The 13,993-nt window shown below is 65.9% G+C and carries 17 protein-coding genes and 1 pseudogene; 11 read left to right on the forward strand and 7 right to left on the reverse strand.

All coding sequences use genetic code 11. The annotated features are described in order from the left end of the window. A pseudogene (locus ABNS06_RS16570) lies at positions 1–117 on the reverse strand (serine O-acetyltransferase); the annotation flags it as partial. A gap of 52 nt (positions 118–169) precedes the next feature. On the opposite strand from ABNS06_RS16570, the gene ABNS06_RS16575 reads away from it, so the two are divergent. Further along, positions 170–499 (forward strand): hypothetical protein, encoded by a 330-nt coding sequence (locus ABNS06_RS16575; protein WP_348675718.1) that lies wholly within the window; start codon positions 170–172, stop codon positions 497–499. Between the two features lie 22 nt (positions 500–521). Here the strand turns inward: ABNS06_RS16575 and ABNS06_RS16580 are convergent, their stop codons facing one another. Beyond that, entirely contained in the window at positions 522–1,253 is a 732-nt protein-coding gene (locus tag ABNS06_RS16580; RefSeq protein WP_348675719.1) for an RNA methyltransferase, read from the reverse strand. 78 nt (positions 1,254–1,331) lie between these two features. On the opposite strand from ABNS06_RS16580, the gene ABNS06_RS16585 reads away from it, so the two are divergent. Next, a complete protein-coding gene (locus ABNS06_RS16585) occupies positions 1,332–2,129 on the forward strand; it encodes an inositol monophosphatase family protein (RefSeq protein WP_348675720.1) in 798 nt (265 codons plus the stop codon). A gap of 24 nt (positions 2,130–2,153) precedes the next feature. Here ABNS06_RS16585 and ABNS06_RS16590 read toward each other — a convergent pair whose 3' ends face one another. The 5 genes from ABNS06_RS16590 to yajC all read right to left on the reverse strand — a co-directional run bounded on the left by ABNS06_RS16590 (position 2,154) and on the right by yajC (position 7,191). Continuing rightward, on the reverse strand, positions 2,154–2,837 hold the full coding sequence (locus tag ABNS06_RS16590) for a hypothetical protein (protein WP_348675721.1): 684 nt from the start codon (positions 2,835–2,837) through the stop codon (positions 2,154–2,156). 75 nt (positions 2,838–2,912) lie between these two features. Beyond that, positions 2,913–4,052 carry an acyl-CoA dehydrogenase family protein gene (locus ABNS06_RS16595; RefSeq protein WP_348675722.1) on the reverse strand — a complete coding sequence of 380 codons (1,140 nt, stop codon included), beginning with the start codon at positions 4,050–4,052 and terminating at the stop codon, positions 2,913–2,915. Between the two features lie 8 nt (positions 4,053–4,060). Then, a complete protein-coding gene (gene secF, locus ABNS06_RS16600; protein ID WP_348675723.1) occupies positions 4,061–5,002 on the reverse strand; it encodes a protein translocase subunit SecF in 942 nt (313 codons plus the stop codon). A 3-nt stretch (positions 5,003–5,005) separates the two neighbouring features. Further along, entirely contained in the window at positions 5,006–6,862 is a 1,857-nt protein-coding gene (gene secD / locus ABNS06_RS16605; protein WP_348675724.1) for a protein translocase subunit SecD, read from the reverse strand. Continuing rightward, positions 6,862–7,191 (reverse strand): preprotein translocase subunit YajC, encoded by a 330-nt coding sequence (gene yajC, locus ABNS06_RS16610; protein WP_348675725.1) that lies wholly within the window; start codon positions 7,189–7,191, stop codon positions 6,862–6,864. Before yajC ends, secD begins: the two co-directional genes overlap by 1 nt. A gap of 76 nt (positions 7,192–7,267) precedes the next feature. On the opposite strand from yajC, the gene cutA reads away from it, so the two are divergent. The 9 genes from cutA (at position 7,268) to purH (ending at position 13,816) form a co-directional block, all read left to right on the forward strand. After that, complete coding sequence (cutA, locus tag ABNS06_RS16615) at positions 7,268–7,600, forward strand: divalent-cation tolerance protein CutA (protein ID WP_348675726.1); 333 nt, start codon at positions 7,268–7,270, stop codon at positions 7,598–7,600. Then, positions 7,567–7,980 carry a protein-disulfide reductase DsbD domain-containing protein gene (locus ABNS06_RS16620; protein WP_348675727.1) on the forward strand — a complete coding sequence of 138 codons (414 nt, stop codon included), beginning with the start codon at positions 7,567–7,569 and terminating at the stop codon, positions 7,978–7,980. Before cutA ends, ABNS06_RS16620 begins: the two co-directional genes overlap by 34 nt. Continuing rightward, entirely contained in the window at positions 7,980–8,498 is a 519-nt protein-coding gene (locus ABNS06_RS16625; protein ID WP_348675728.1) for a TlpA disulfide reductase family protein, read from the forward strand. The genes ABNS06_RS16620 and ABNS06_RS16625 overlap by 1 nt, the downstream gene beginning before the upstream one ends. Before the next feature lie 120 nt (positions 8,499–8,618). Beyond that, positions 8,619–9,074, forward strand: a complete 456-nt coding sequence (gene aroQ, locus ABNS06_RS16630) for a type II 3-dehydroquinate dehydratase (protein WP_348675734.1) — start codon at positions 8,619–8,621, stop codon at positions 9,072–9,074. Between the two features lies 1 nt (position 9,075). Continuing rightward, positions 9,076–9,531 (forward strand): acetyl-CoA carboxylase biotin carboxyl carrier protein, encoded by a 456-nt coding sequence (gene accB / locus ABNS06_RS16635; protein ID WP_348675729.1) that lies wholly within the window; start codon positions 9,076–9,078, stop codon positions 9,529–9,531. Beyond that, positions 9,531–10,880, forward strand: a complete 1,350-nt coding sequence (gene accC, locus ABNS06_RS16640) for an acetyl-CoA carboxylase biotin carboxylase subunit (protein WP_348675730.1) — start codon at positions 9,531–9,533, stop codon at positions 10,878–10,880. Before accB ends, accC begins: the two co-directional genes overlap by 1 nt. Continuing rightward, a complete protein-coding gene (gene prmA, locus ABNS06_RS16645; protein WP_348675731.1) occupies positions 10,868–11,788 on the forward strand; it encodes a 50S ribosomal protein L11 methyltransferase in 921 nt (306 codons plus the stop codon). Before accC ends, prmA begins: the two co-directional genes overlap by 13 nt. 208 nt (positions 11,789–11,996) lie before the next feature. Further along, positions 11,997–12,248, forward strand: coding sequence for a DNA-binding transcriptional regulator Fis (fis, locus tag ABNS06_RS16650; RefSeq protein ID WP_348675732.1), 252 nt, complete (start codon positions 11,997–11,999; stop codon positions 12,246–12,248). Further along, positions 12,245–13,816: a bifunctional phosphoribosylaminoimidazolecarboxamide formyltransferase/IMP cyclohydrolase gene (gene purH / locus ABNS06_RS16655; RefSeq protein ID WP_348675733.1), complete on the forward strand. Its 1,572-nt coding sequence runs from the start codon at positions 12,245–12,247 to the stop codon at positions 13,814–13,816. Before fis ends, purH begins: the two co-directional genes overlap by 4 nt. The last annotated feature ends 177 nt before the right edge of the window (positions 13,817–13,993 follow it).

Below are 13,993 nucleotides of genomic sequence, written 5' to 3' on the forward strand. Positions count from 1 at the left end.
ACGATGTCCCCACACGGCATGCAAGCCGGGGTACGCTGTAAGCACCTCCAGCGCATGGCGGGCGGCCGGATCCCGGTCGAATACGATTCGAATGTCTTCGCGCAGACGGTGAAACATGACAGATATTCTGACTGAACTACTAGGAATTATACGCCGCCGTCACCGGCTCGTGCAGCTTGTGCTCGTCTCCGGCCTCGTCGCGGCCGTCGCGGTTGCCGCGAACGCGGTGGAAGACGAGGAGGAGCCGCTGGAACTGGACCCGATCACCGTGGAAGGCGAGGCCGATCCGTTGTACGAATCCGAGCGCCAGATCCACAAGGTCGGCGAGAAGCTGCCGGAGCTCGATACCGGGGCCAACGAGCGCAAGACCGCCACCGACAAGACGCTGGAAGCGCTGGGCCTGAAGGGCGAAGGCATCCAGGGCGTGCACCCGGCCGACCAGCAGCGCGCCAAGGAAACCCTGGAAAACCTGAAATCCGACGGCAAGAAGGACGACTGACCCGGCCAGCGCGGACCAGCACCTAGTCGTGCGTCGGCGGCGTGCTGCGCTCGATCTTGGTCAGAATGCCGCGCAGCAGGTTGACCTCATCGGCGTCAGGTTCGGCGCGATGGAACAGGCGCCGCATCCGCCGCATCAACTGCCGCGGATTGTCCGGGTCCAGATAGCGGACGTGAATCAACGCCCGTTCCAGGTGCTCGAACAGACCATCCATCGCCGCCTGGGTCGCGGGCGGGACGTCGTCCGCGACCTCGACCGCCGGTTCCAGCAGGCATTGCCGCAACTCATAGGCCATGACCTGCACCGCCATCGCGAGATTCAGCGAGCTGTATTCCGGATTGGCCGGCACGTGAATCAGCCGCTGGCAGAGGTCCAGCTCGGCATTGGTCAGCCCGGTCTTCTCCCGGCCGAACAGCACCGAGATCCGGGTCGAACCTGGCAATGACGCGATCCGGTCCGCCGCCTCGCGCGGAGTATCGGCCGGCACCGTGATCGCCCGCAGCCGCGCGCTGGCGCCGAGCACCAGATTGCAGTCGGCGATGGCATCCTCCACCCGGTCGACCACCAGCGCCCGCTCCAGCACGTCGGTGGCACCCGAGGCGCGCGCGGTGGCCTTGTCGCTGGGGAACTCACGCGGCCCGACCAGTGCCAGATCGGACAGGCCCATGGTTTTCATCGCCCGCGCGGCGGCGCCGATATTGCCCGAATCGGTAGTCCCGACCAGCACGATGCGGATGGCGGTCAGATCGCGCATCGTGATTCCCGTGATAATCTCGCGCCGCCTAGCGCCCCCGATGTCCGGGTCGAGTTCCGCTCTTTACAAGACACAACGATGCACCCATTGCTAAACATTGCAGTTGGCGCCGCCCGTTCGGCCGGCAACCTCATCATGCGGCACTACGATCGCGTGGACGAATTGCGCGTGCACAGCAAGCAGCGCAATGATTTCGTGACCGAGGTCGATCGCGCCGCCGAGGCTCGTATTATCGAGCATATTCATCGGGCGAACCCGAACCACGCCATCCTCGGCGAGGAAACCGGCGCCAGCGGCGACAACGAGGTCGTCTGGATCATCGATCCGCTGGATGGCACGACCAACTTCCTGCACCAGTTTCCGCAATTCGCGGTGTCCATCGGCATCCAGGTCCGCGGCCGGCTGGAGCACGGCGTGGTCTACAACCCCTTCTCGCAGGAGCTCTACACCGCCTCCCGCGGCGCCGGCGCTTCGCTGGACGGCCGCCGCATCCGCGTGAGCCGTGCCAACAGCCTGGAGGGCGCGCTGATCGGCACTGGTTTCCCGTTCCGCGAGGACCAGGATATCGACGGCTACATCGCCATGTTCTCCGAGATCATGCGCAAAACCGCCGGCGTGCGCCGCGCCGGTGCGGCCGCGCTGGATCTGGCGTTCGTCGCCGCGGGCCGGCTCGACGGCTTCTGGGAACTGGGGTTGCAGCCCTGGGACATGGCGGCCGGCATCGTGCTGGTGCGCGAGGCCGGCGGCATGATCGGCGATATCTCCGGCCGCGGTGAACCGATGGACACCGGCAATATCGTCGTTGGCAACCCGAAGGTCTACGAGGCGCTGGGCGGCACCATCATGCGCCACCTGCGCACGCAGAAATCGACCTGAGGCCGCCGCCGGGCCGTCCGGCCTTCAGAACAGGTTGAAGTCCTTGCGCAGCCCGACACGGATGTTGGACTGATCGTTCTGCAAATCGTCGCTGGTCCGGCGATCGAAGTCCTGGTTCAGCGACTGGGTTTCCCATTCCGCGGTCAGGAAGAACTGCAATGGCAACTCGATGGCCGTGCTGATCGTCACGCGAAAGCCCTGGGGCTCGCCGAGGTCGACCCAGCCCGCGCCGACCCCGATCTCCCAGTATTCGTCGATGTAACCACGCAGCTCGCCGGTGATGGAATATCCGTCCTCGGTGCTCTCGTCGTTGTCGCCGAAGGTGAATTCCTCGTAGTTCAGCCGGCCATTGAACGACAGTCGACCGACCCCGCCCTCACCGATGAAGTACTTGCCCAGCCCGACTCGGGTGGCCGACACGCCGACGCCCTCGTCGTATTCGCCATCGGTGTAGCGGCCAGCGATGAACACGCCCTCCAGCGGCCCGAACTTGCGCACGGCCAGCGACAGGTCAACGGTCACGCCATCCGCATCGCCGGACAGATCGATGGCCTCGGGCTGGTCCAGGCCGGAGCCGGAGGTCTCGTAGTCGAGCTGGGCGTAGCTGACGCCCACCGTGGTGTAGACGATTGAGGTTTCGGCGGCCGCGGGTGCCGTCGCCGCACCGGTAACTGCGGCCACAAGGCCCGGCAAGATGATCCGTCGCATGGTGTCTCCCTGACGCAAGAATTGCCGGTCTCCGCCGGCCAGAAAACCCAGGATACCGCCGCGCGTCATGAGCGGCTACAGCCCCAGCTGGCGCGCGGCCAGGTCCTTCATCACTTCCGAGGCACCACCGCCGATCGACAGCACCTTGGTCTCGCGGAAGATCCGCTCGGCGCGACAACCACGCAGGTAGCCGGCGCCGCCCAGAATCTGCACGGCCTCCCCGGCCACGCGCTCCAGCATGGCGGTCGCCCCGTTCTTCAGCATGCACAGTTCGGCGATGGGCGCCTCGCCCCGATCACAGCGCCACGCCAGCTCATGGAGACGCGCCCGCTGCGCGGAGATCTCCGTGAGCATGTCCACCAGCTTGTGCCGCACCACCTGGCGCTGGCTCAGCGGCCGTCCGAAGGTCTCGCGCTGTCGCGCCCACTCCAGCGCCTCCTCATAGGCGCATTGCGCCAGTCCCACGGCCTGGGCGGCCAGCGCCAGACGCTCGCTGTTGAAATTGCGCATGATGCCGAGAAAGCCGGCGTTCTCCTGCCCGATCAGGCAGTCGGCGGGCACACGGCAGTTCTCGAAGTAAAGCGTCGCCGTGTCCGAACAGCGCCAGCCCATCTTGTCCAGTGCCGTACGGCTGAGTCCGGGTGCGTCGCCCGGTACCGCGAGCAGCGAGATGCCCCCCATGCCGGGTTCGCCGGTACGCACCGCGACCGTCAGCCAGTCGGCACGCAGGCCACTGGTGATGAACGTCTTGCTGCCGTTGATGACGTAGTGCTCACCATCGCGACGTGCCGTGGTCTTCAGGTTCGCCACGTCGGAGCCGCCGGATGGCTCGGTGATGGCCAGCGCCGACACCTTGTGCCCGGCGAGTACGTCCGGCAGCACGCGCTGTTTCAGCGCTTCGCTGCCCAGCGCGACGATGGGCGGCAAACCGATGCCCAGCGACAGCAGCGAGGCGATCAACCCGCCGGAGCCGGCACGGCAGAGCTCGTCGATGACGATCAGCTCGTAGAAGCCGTCCGGCGTCTCGATTCCACCGTAGGCCTCGGGGAAGCCGACGCCCAGCACGCCCGCTTCGGCGGCCTGTCGATGCAGACTCAGCGGCAGCTCGCCCGCCGACTCCCAGGCATCGAGATGGGGCGCGACCTGTTCTTCGGTGAAGCGACGAACCTGGTCGCGAAACGCGCCGTGTTCCTGCGTTTCCCAGAAGTCCGCCATGCGATCGATCAGACCACGGCGCCGTCGGAAGGCCGATCCCCGTCATCGGTGGGCGGCATGACGTCGTCACGGCTGACCCCCAGCGCGATGGACACCGGGCTGGCCACGTAAACCGACGAATAGGTGCCCACCACGACGCCTACGATCAGCGCGGTGGAGAAACCCGCCATGACCTCGCCACCGATCAGACGCAGCGCGATCAATGCGAGCAGCGTGGTCAGGCTGGTGACCAGCGTTCGGGACAGGTTCTCGTTGACGGAGCGGTTGATCGTGGCCTTGGCATCGCCCGCCGCCGCGCGACGAAAGTTCTCGCGGCAGCGGTCGAACACGACGATGGTGTCGTTGAGCGAGTAGCCAATCACGGCGAGCACGGCCGCCAGCACCGTGAGATCGAATTCCAGGTGCAGGAACGAGAAGAAACCCAGCGTGATGACAACGTCATGCGCCAGCGCGGCCACTGCACCGGCCGAGAACTTCCAGTGAAACCGGAACCAGACGTAGGCGAAGATCAGCAGCAGCGCGATGATCGTCGCCAGCGACCCGTCCACGGTCAGCTCCTCGCCCACCTGCGGGCCGACGAACTCGACACGGCGCAGATCCGGCTGGGCGCCATCGGCCCGCAGCGCGGTGAGCACCTCGCCGGACAGATCGGCACTGCTGTCTTCCTCGCGCGGCGCGAGACGGATCATCACGTCATTGCGCGCACCGAAGTACTGCACGATGGCGTCGTTGAACCCGTTGTCCGACAGCTGACCGCGGATCGTGTCCAGGTCCGCCGCCTCCGGGTAACCGACCTCGACGATCACGCCACCGGTGAAGTCGATGCCGAAATTCAACTGGCGCGTCGCCAGCGAAAACAGCGAGGCGATGATCAGGATCACGGAGATACTCAGCGCAATCTTGCGCTGGGCCATGAAGTCGAAATTCGGCGTTTGGCTGAAAAATTTCATGGCTTAGATCGGGAGCTTGGAAAGTCGACGACCGCCGAACAGCGCGTTGACCAGCACGCGGGTTCCGAAGATCGCGGTGAACATCGAGGAAACGATGCCGATGGAGAGCGTGACCGCGAAGCCCTTGACCGGCCCGGTGCCGAAGATGAACAGCACGACCGCGGCGATCAGCGTGGTGATGTTGGCGTCGGCGATGGTCGAGAATGCCTTGTCATAACCGCCGGCAATCGCTTCCTGCGGCTTGGCGCCGGCCTTCAGCTCCTCGCGGATACGCTGAAAAATCAGCACGTTGGCATCCACTGCCATGCCGACCGTCAACAGCATGCCGGCGATGCCGGGCAGCGTCAGCGTGGCCTGCAGCATCGACAGCACGGCAACGATCAGCACGACGTTCAGCAGCAGTGCGGCGTTGGCGATCATGCCGAAGGCCTTGTAGTAGATCGCCATGAACAGCACGACCAGCGCAAACCCCAGAATGGTGGCATTGCGGCCCTGCTCGACGTTGTCCTGACCCAGGCTGGGACCGATGGTCCGTTCCTCGACGATGGCAATCGGGGCGGCCAGCGCCCCGGCACGCAGCAGCAGCGCCAGATCATGCGCTTCCTTGCTGGTCAGTCCGGTGGTCTGGAACCGCTTGCCGAACACGCCACGAATCGTCGCCACGGAGATGATCTCCTCGACCTTTTCGCGCTCGAACTGCGGCTCGCCGTTCTCGTCGTAGGTTGTGGTGATGATCGTCTCCTTGTAGAGCACGGCCATCGGGTTGCCGACGTTCTTCTCGGTGAACTCGAACATGCGCTTGGCGGCGCGGCCATCCAGTGTCACCGATACGGCGGGGCTGCCACTTTCCTGATCCACCGTCGCGGCGGCGTCGACCAGTTCGTTGCCGGTGGCGATGATGTCGCGCTTGAGCAGATAGGGACGATCGGTGCCGCGCTCGTAGAACAGCTGGGTTCCGGCGGGCGCGATGCCCGTGCGCGCGGCCCGCTCCGGGTCGCCCTCAAGGGCCACGGCGCGGTATTCCAGCGTTGCCGTCGCACCGATCAGGTCCTTGATGCGGGTCGTGTCCTGCACGCCCGGAAGCTGCACCAGAATGCGGCTGGCGCCCTGACGCTGCACCACGGGTTCGGCCACGCCGAGCTGATTCACCCGGCCACGCAGCGTGGTCAGGTTCTGCTTGACCGCGAAATCCAGGATCCGCTGCTCTTCCTCTTCGGTCAGCGTCACCGTCAGCGTGTCGCTCTGGTTGCTGGCTTCGCCGATCGACAGCTCGCGATACTCGCCGGAGAGCGCGGCTTGCGCCTTGTCCAGCGTGGCGGCGTCACGCAGCGCGATGACCAGTTGCCCGTCCTCGATCTTGCGCGAGGTGTAGCGCAGGTCGCGCGCCCGCAGGAATGCCGGAATTTCCTGCATGTACCGCTCCATCGCGGTCTCGCGCACCGACTGCGCGTCGACCTCGAGCAGGAAGTGCACACCGCCACGGAGATCCAGCCCCAGCGACATCGGCTCGGCACCAAGCCCGACCAGCCAGGCGGGCGTGCGCGGCGCCAGACTTAGCGCGACCACGTAATCGCGACCCAGCACTTCGCGCAACGTCTCCGCGGCCGTCAACTGCGCCGTGTCGCCAGGCATGCGCGCCAGCAACTGACCGTCGACAATGTCCACGGACACTGGCTCGATGTCGGCGCGCGACAGGATTGCCTCCACTCGCGAGACGAAACCGTCATCCAGCACCTCGCCGGAATCCGCGGAAATCTGGATGGCCGGGTCTTCGCCGAACAGGTTGGGCAGTGCGTAAAGCACGCCGACGAGCACAACGGCGGCGAGCAGCAGCCACCGCCACAAGCTGTTCTGGTTCATCAAAGAGACTTCAGCGAGCCCTTGGGCAGGACGCTGGAGATCGACTGGCGCTGCACCGTGATGACCACGTCGTCGGCGACCTGCAGCTTGACGTACTCCTCACCCAGGTCGGCGACCGAACCGGTCAGGCCGCCCGCGGTGATCACTTCGTCACCCTTGGAGATGCTGGCGATCAGCTGCTTGTGTTCCTTGTTCCGCTTCATCTGCGGACGAATCAGCATGAAGTAGAACAGGACGATCAGGCCGACCAGCGGGAGCAGTTGAACGAAGGCGTTGGGAGCGGAGGCACCACCCTGCTGGGCGTGCGCCGCGGAGATCAGAAAATCCATGTTTCCGGGTTCGTGGGCAGTCGAAAGGCGGCGTAGTATGCCAGAAGCCCTCCGCATGCTCTCCTCTTCCGTCACCATGTCCGAATCACCTGTCCTGATCGTGTTCTGCACCTGCCCCGACGAGCCCAGCGCGAAAGCTGTCGCGCAGCGCCTGGTCGGCGACCGGCTCGCCGCCTGCGTCAGCCTGCTGCCGTCCGTCGTGTCGGTGTACCGTTGGAAAGACCAGGTGGAGACCGACAACGAGGTGCTGCTCTGGATCAAGACGACCAGCGCGGCATACGCGTCGGTGGAAACCGCGATCCGAAGCACGCATCCTTACGAACTCCCCGAAATCATCGCGGTCGAATCCGCTCTCGGCCTGCCCGACTACCTCCAATGGGTTCACGACTCCTGCTCAGCCTCGTCCTGACCGCGTTCGGCACGCTCGCCTCGGCGAACAGCTTCGGCACCGCGACCACGAATTTTCTGCCGGCCGACGAGGCCTTCGTCCCCGATGTCTGGAGCGACGGAGAACAGGCGACCGTCTCCTGGCGGATCGCGCCCGGCTACTATCTCTACGGCCACGCCCTCGGCTTCTCGATCAACGGCGCCGAACTGACCGTCGGCGTTCCCGAGGGAGAGCCCTACCACGACGAGCATTTTGGTGACGTCTCCATCTACCGGGATCAGTTGTTCGTCACGCTGCCGGCGGCTGCCGACCGGGGTACGCTGACCGTGCGCTACCAGGGCTGCGCCGACGCCGGCCTGTGCTATCCACCCATGCAACGAAGCTTCACCCTGACGCCCTGATGAAAACCTGGATTCCCCTGATCCTGATCGCGGTCGCCGCGGCCGTCGGCGGCTTCGCGCTGCAACGCCTGCTGCAGGCCGACACGAACACCGCCAGTGCGCCCGATGGCCCGACGGCGCTACCCACGTTCAGCATCCCCAACCTGGGCGGCGAACCCGTCACGCCGGACGACTTCCCCGGCCGCACCGTGCTGATCAACTTCTGGGCGACCTGGTGTCCACCCTGCCGCGACGAGATTCCCGAACTGATCGAACTGCAGGACCAGTACGGCGACGAGCAGTTGCAGATTCTCGGCATCGCACTGGACGATCGAGCTCGCGTCGCAGAATATGCAGCGCGGATGGGGATGAACTACCCTGTCCTGGTCGTTGAGGGCGCGGAGGGTTTCGATCTCATGGACGCCTACGGCGCGCAGATCGGCGGCCTGCCGTTCAACGTCATGATCCGCCCCGATGGAACCGTCGCGATGCGGCACGAAGGGGCCGTGACCCGGCAAGAAATCGAGTCGCGACTGTAGCCCCACCACGTTGTAGGAAATTTGCTGCGATTGTCTGCGAAATTTCCTATAACTTCCTGAAAACGGTTCACATCCCTCACCCGGTCAGGCACACTCGATGCAAACCGCTCGGGGATGCGTGTGGCCACGCTGTTGCTGCTCAACGGTCCGAATCTCAACCTGCTGGGTTCTCGCGAACCCGGCATCTACGGGGACCAGTCGCTGGATCGCCTGGAGGCGTCGCTCATTGACGAGGCCGGTGATGCCGGTCACTCGCTGGTGGCGTTCCAGAGCAACCACGAAGGTGAGCTGATCGACCGCATCCATGCCGCCGGGCAGGACGCCATCGACTTCATCCTGATCAATCCCGCCGCGCTCACGCACACCAGCATCGCGCTGCGCGATGCGCTGCTGGCCGTCGACATCCCGTTCATCGAGATTCATCTGTCGAACGTGCACGCCCGTGAGTCGTTTCGGCACACGAGTTTTCTATCCGACATCGCGGTCGGCGTGATCGCCGGGCTGGGGCCAATCGGCTACAGCCTGGCCCTGCGCGCGGCCATCTCCCAATTGACGACCGCCAATCCCAAGGGCTGACATGGATATTCGCAAGGTCAAGAAACTGATTGAGTTGTTGGAAGAGTCCAACCTCGCCGAACTGGAGATCACCGAAGGCGAGGAGTCGGTCCGCATCAGTCGCTATGCCGCGAGCCAGGGCGCTCCGGTCATGGCGCCGATGCCGGCCATGCCCTCGGCCCCGGCCGCGCCAGCCGCAACGCCCGATGCAGCCGCCGCACCCGCGGCCGAGCCCGCCGTCTCCGGACATGTCCTGCGCGCCCCGATGGTCGGCACGTTCTACCGCTCGCCCTCACCCAGCGCGCCGGCCTTTGTCGACGTCGGGCAGACGGTTCAGGCGGGCCAGACGCTTTGCATCATCGAGGCCATGAAGATGATGAACCAGATCGAGGCCGATCGTTCCGGCGTGGTACGCGAAGTGCTGGCCGACAACGAGCAGCCCGTGGAGTTTGATCAGCCGCTGTTCGTCATCGAGTAATGATTGAGAAGCTCCTCATCGCCAACCGCGGCGAAATCGCGCTGCGCATCCTGCGAGCGTGCCGCGAGCTGGGCATTCAGCCGGTGGCCGCCTATTCCGCGGCCGACCGGGATCTCAAACACGTGCTGCTGGCCGACGAGGCAGTGTGCATCGGGCCGGCCAGCGCAACGGGCAGCTACCTGAACATGGCCGCGCTCATGAGCGCCGCCGAGGTGACGAACTGCACCGCGATTCACCCGGGCTACGGCTTCCTCTCCGAGAACGCCGACTTCGCCGAATCGGTGGAACGTTCCGGCTTCATTTTCGTCGGCCCCACCGCCGACGTGATCCGGATCATGGGCGACAAGACCGCCGCGATCGCCGAGATGAAGGCGGCCGGCGTGCCCTGCGTGCCCGGCTCCGATGGCGTGCTGCCGGACGACGAGGACCAGATCCGCGCGATCGCCCAGCGCGTCGGCTACCCGGTGCTGATCAAGGCTGCGGCCGGCGGCGGTGGCCGCGGCATGCATGTCGTGCAGAGCGAGGCCTCGTTGATCTCGTCGGTGAACCTGGCTCGTCAGGAAGCGGCCGCGGCGTTCGGCAACGGTGCCGTGTTCCTGGAGAAGTTTCTGCAGACGCCGCGCCATATCGAGTTCCAGGTCCTGGCCGACAACCACGGCAACGTCGTGCACCTGGGTGAGCGTGACTGCTCGCTGCAGCGACGCCATCAGAAGGTGGTCGAGGAATGTCCGGCCCCGGGAATCACCGAGGCCCAGCGTGAGGAAATCGGCAGCCTCTGCGTCGAGGCCTGCAAGCGCATCGGCTATCGCGGCGCGGGCACGTTCGAGTTCCTCTACGAAAACGGATCGTTCTACTTCATCGAGATGAACACCCGCATCCAGGTGGAGCATCCGGTCACCGAGATGGTGTCCGGCGTGGATCTGGTCCGCGCCCAGCTGCGCGTTGCCTCCGGGGAACCGCTGGGCTTCACCCAGGACGATGTCTGCATGCGCGGTCACGCCATCGAGTGCCGCGTCAACGCGGAGCATCCGCGCTCATTCGTGCCTTCGCCCGGCGAGATTCGCATGTACCACCCGCCGGGCGGGCCCGGCATCCGCGTCGACTCGCACCTGTACTCGGGCTACCGCGTGCCGCCGCATTACGACTCCATGGTCGGCAAACTGATCGCCCATGGCGATACCCGGGAATCCGCGCTGGCGCGCATGCGTCAGGCGCTGTCGGAGATGGTCGTCGAGGGCATCCAGACCAACCTGGAGCTGCACCAGCAGATCATGGTCGACCCCGGCTTCGTCGCCGGCGGTGTACATATTCACCACCTCGAAACGCTGCTGCGTCAGTGGCTGGATTAGACCCCTCCGGGCAGCGCGCGGGCTGGCTGGAAGTCACCGCCACCGGCGCCGACCCGGAGGCGCTGGAGGATGCGCTGCTGGAAGCCGGCGCGCTGGCGGTGACGCTGACCGACGCGGCCGACGTGCCGATCCTCGAACCGGAACTGGGCACCCATCCGACCTGGCCCAGCACCTGCGTCACCGGTCTGTTCGGGGCCGACGCCGACGAACACGCGGTGCTGCGCAGCGTCCGCGCGCAAATCCCCGAAACCGACGTGGGGCCGTGGACGGCATCGCGCCTGGAAGACCGGCAGTGGGTGCGCGCCTGGCTGGACCACTACCACCCGATGCGGTTCGGTCAGCGTCTGTGGATCTGCCCCACCGGTCGAGAGGCCGACATTCCGGCAGGCGCGATCGCGGTGCATCTGGACCCCGGCCTGGCCTTCGGAACCGGTACGCATCCGACCACGGATCTCTGCCTGCGCTGGCTGGACGCGACCGACTGCAGCGGCCTTGATGTACTCGACATGGGCTGCGGCTCCGGCGTGCTCGGCGTGGCGGCAGCCCGGCTGGGCGCGGCCCGTGTGGACGGCGTGGACATCGACCCACAGGCTGTCACCGCGACGCGGGACAACGCGACGCGCAACGGCGTGGAGGTGCACGCCTGCCTGCCGGCGGACGCGTCGAGCGACGTCCGTTACGACATCGTTCTGGCCAACATCCTCGCCGCCCCGCTGATCACGCTGGCCCCGGCACTGGTGGCCAAGCTGAAGCCCGGCGGGTATCTGGTGCTGGCCGGCCTGCTCGAATCGCAGGTCGACTCGGTCGTCGATGCGTACGCTCCATACATGCAGATGCGCATTGGTGCGGTGCACGATGGCTGGGCGCGCTTGCAAGGTCAGATCGACATATCTTCGCCAAGGCGCTGACCTGCCTAGGCATTCCCCCGACCCGAGTCCGCGCCGACAAACCACTGGCCGGCTCACGCTTGCGCTCACCACTCGCAGCGCTATGATCCGCCGTCTTTCCCGCAATGATTCTGCGGTGCCGAGCAGGGAGTTCGGCACAGCCTTTGCAGACCATTGCGCTTCCGATGATTCACCGTCCGCAGAGAAATCGCCCGACCGCCCTGGCTCCATGAAAAACGGCTCCGTACCCCTCCGACCGCTGCGTGAACACGTCGCGGAGAGCCTGTCCCACTACCTGGGACAGCTCAATGGCCACGCGCCCAGCGACCTGTACCAGATCGTGCTCGACCAGGTGGAAGCCCCCCTGCTCGAAGCGGTACTCAACTACTCGGACGGCAACCAGTCACGCGCCGCGGAAATACTCGGACTGAACCGGGGCACGCTGCGCAAGAAACTCAAGGCTCACGGACTGCATCAATGACCTCAGCGCCCACGCTCGTGCGGCGCGCCCTGCTCAGTGTTTCCGACAAGACCGGGATCGTCGATCTCGCCCGGGCACTGGCTGCGCGCGACATTCAGATTCTCAGCACTGGCGGTACCGCCAAGGCGATTCGCGATGCCGGCATTGCCGTCACCGACGTCTCGGACGTCACCGGCTTTCCGGAAATCATGGACGGTCGCGTCAAGACACTGCACCCGAAAATCCATGGCGGCATTCTCGGCCGTCGAGGCCAGGACGACGCCGTCATGGCCGAGCACGGGATTGACGGCATTGACCTGGTGGTGCTGAACCTCTACCCCTTCGAACAAACCATCGCCCGCCCCGATGTCACCGATGGCGACGCCATCGAGAACATCGACATCGGCGGGCCAGCCATGCTGCGGGCGGCGGCGAAGAACCATGCGCATGTCGCGGTGGTCGTCGACCCCGCCGACTACCCGGCGCTGATCGACTCGCTGGAATCCGGCGGTCCCGACATCGCCATGCGCCGCCAGCTGGCCGCGAAGGCCTTCGCGCTGACCGCAGGTTACGACGGCGCGATCACCGCCTATCTGACGCGTGACGCGGGCGAGGATGCGCAGGCCGAACTGCCCGGCACGCTGACGCTCCAGTTCGAGCGCGTCCAGCCGATGCGCTACGGCGAGAACCCGCACCAGTTCGCGGCGTTCTACCGCGAGCGCACCCCGCCCGCGGGCACGCTGGCGACGGCGCAACAGCTTCAGGGCAAACCGCTGTCCTATAACAATGTCGCTGACTGCGATGCGGCGGTGGCCTGCGTGCAGGCCTTCGATCCGGCGGTTCCCGCCTGCGTCATCGTCAAGCATGCCAATCCATGCGGTGTCGCCACCGCGGCGTCGCTGGCGGAGGCCTACGAGGCCGCCTACGCGACCGACAGCACCTCCGCCTTCGGCGGCATCATCGCCTTCAACCAGGCCGTGGATGCCCCGCTGATCGAGACGATTCTCGACCGCCAGTTCGTCGAAGTCATCGCCGCCCCTGCGTTCACCGCCGCGGCCACCGATGTCCTGACCCGAAAGAAGAACGTCCGCGCCCTCGCCCTGGGTGAGGCCGCCTCCGCGACCACCGCGATGGACTACAAGCGCGTCGCCGGTGGTCTGCTGGTGCAAAGCATGGACAGCGCCGGCACGCAGGACGCCTGGACCGTGGCGACCGAACTGCAGCCCGACGCCACCATGCGACGCGATCTGGCATTCGCCTGGACCGTGGCGCGCTTCGTCAAGTCCAACGCCATCGTCTATGCAAAGAATGCGCGGACCATCGGCATCGGCGCGGGGCAGATGAGCCGCGTCGACAGCGCCCGGCTGGGTGTGGACAAGGCGGCGCGGGCCGAGCTGACCGTGCGCGGCGCGGTGATGGCCTCGGACGCGTTCTTCCCGTTCCGGGACAGCATCGACGCGGCGGCCGAAGCCGGCGTGAGCGCGATCATCCAGCCCGGAGGCTCCATCCGTGATGATGAGGTCATCGGTGCCGCCAACGAACACGGCATCGCCATGATGCTGACCGGGCGACGCCACTTCCGTCATTGAGCGAACGTCGGGCCGGCCACACCGGTGGCCGCAAGCAAGCTCGACGTTTCGTGACAGTCCGGTGGCGGCTGGCCTAGTCTAGGCGGAACTGCCCACCCCTGAGGTCGCCATGGCACCACAGCACGTTCTTCTGGCCGGCTTGCTGCTGAGCACCGGCTCCGTCGCCCTCGCCGCCGC

Origin of the sequence: uncultured Abyssibacter sp. (assembly GCF_964000955.1) — a bacterium.
Lineage (GTDB): Bacteria > Pseudomonadota > Gammaproteobacteria > Nevskiales > OUC007 > Abyssibacter.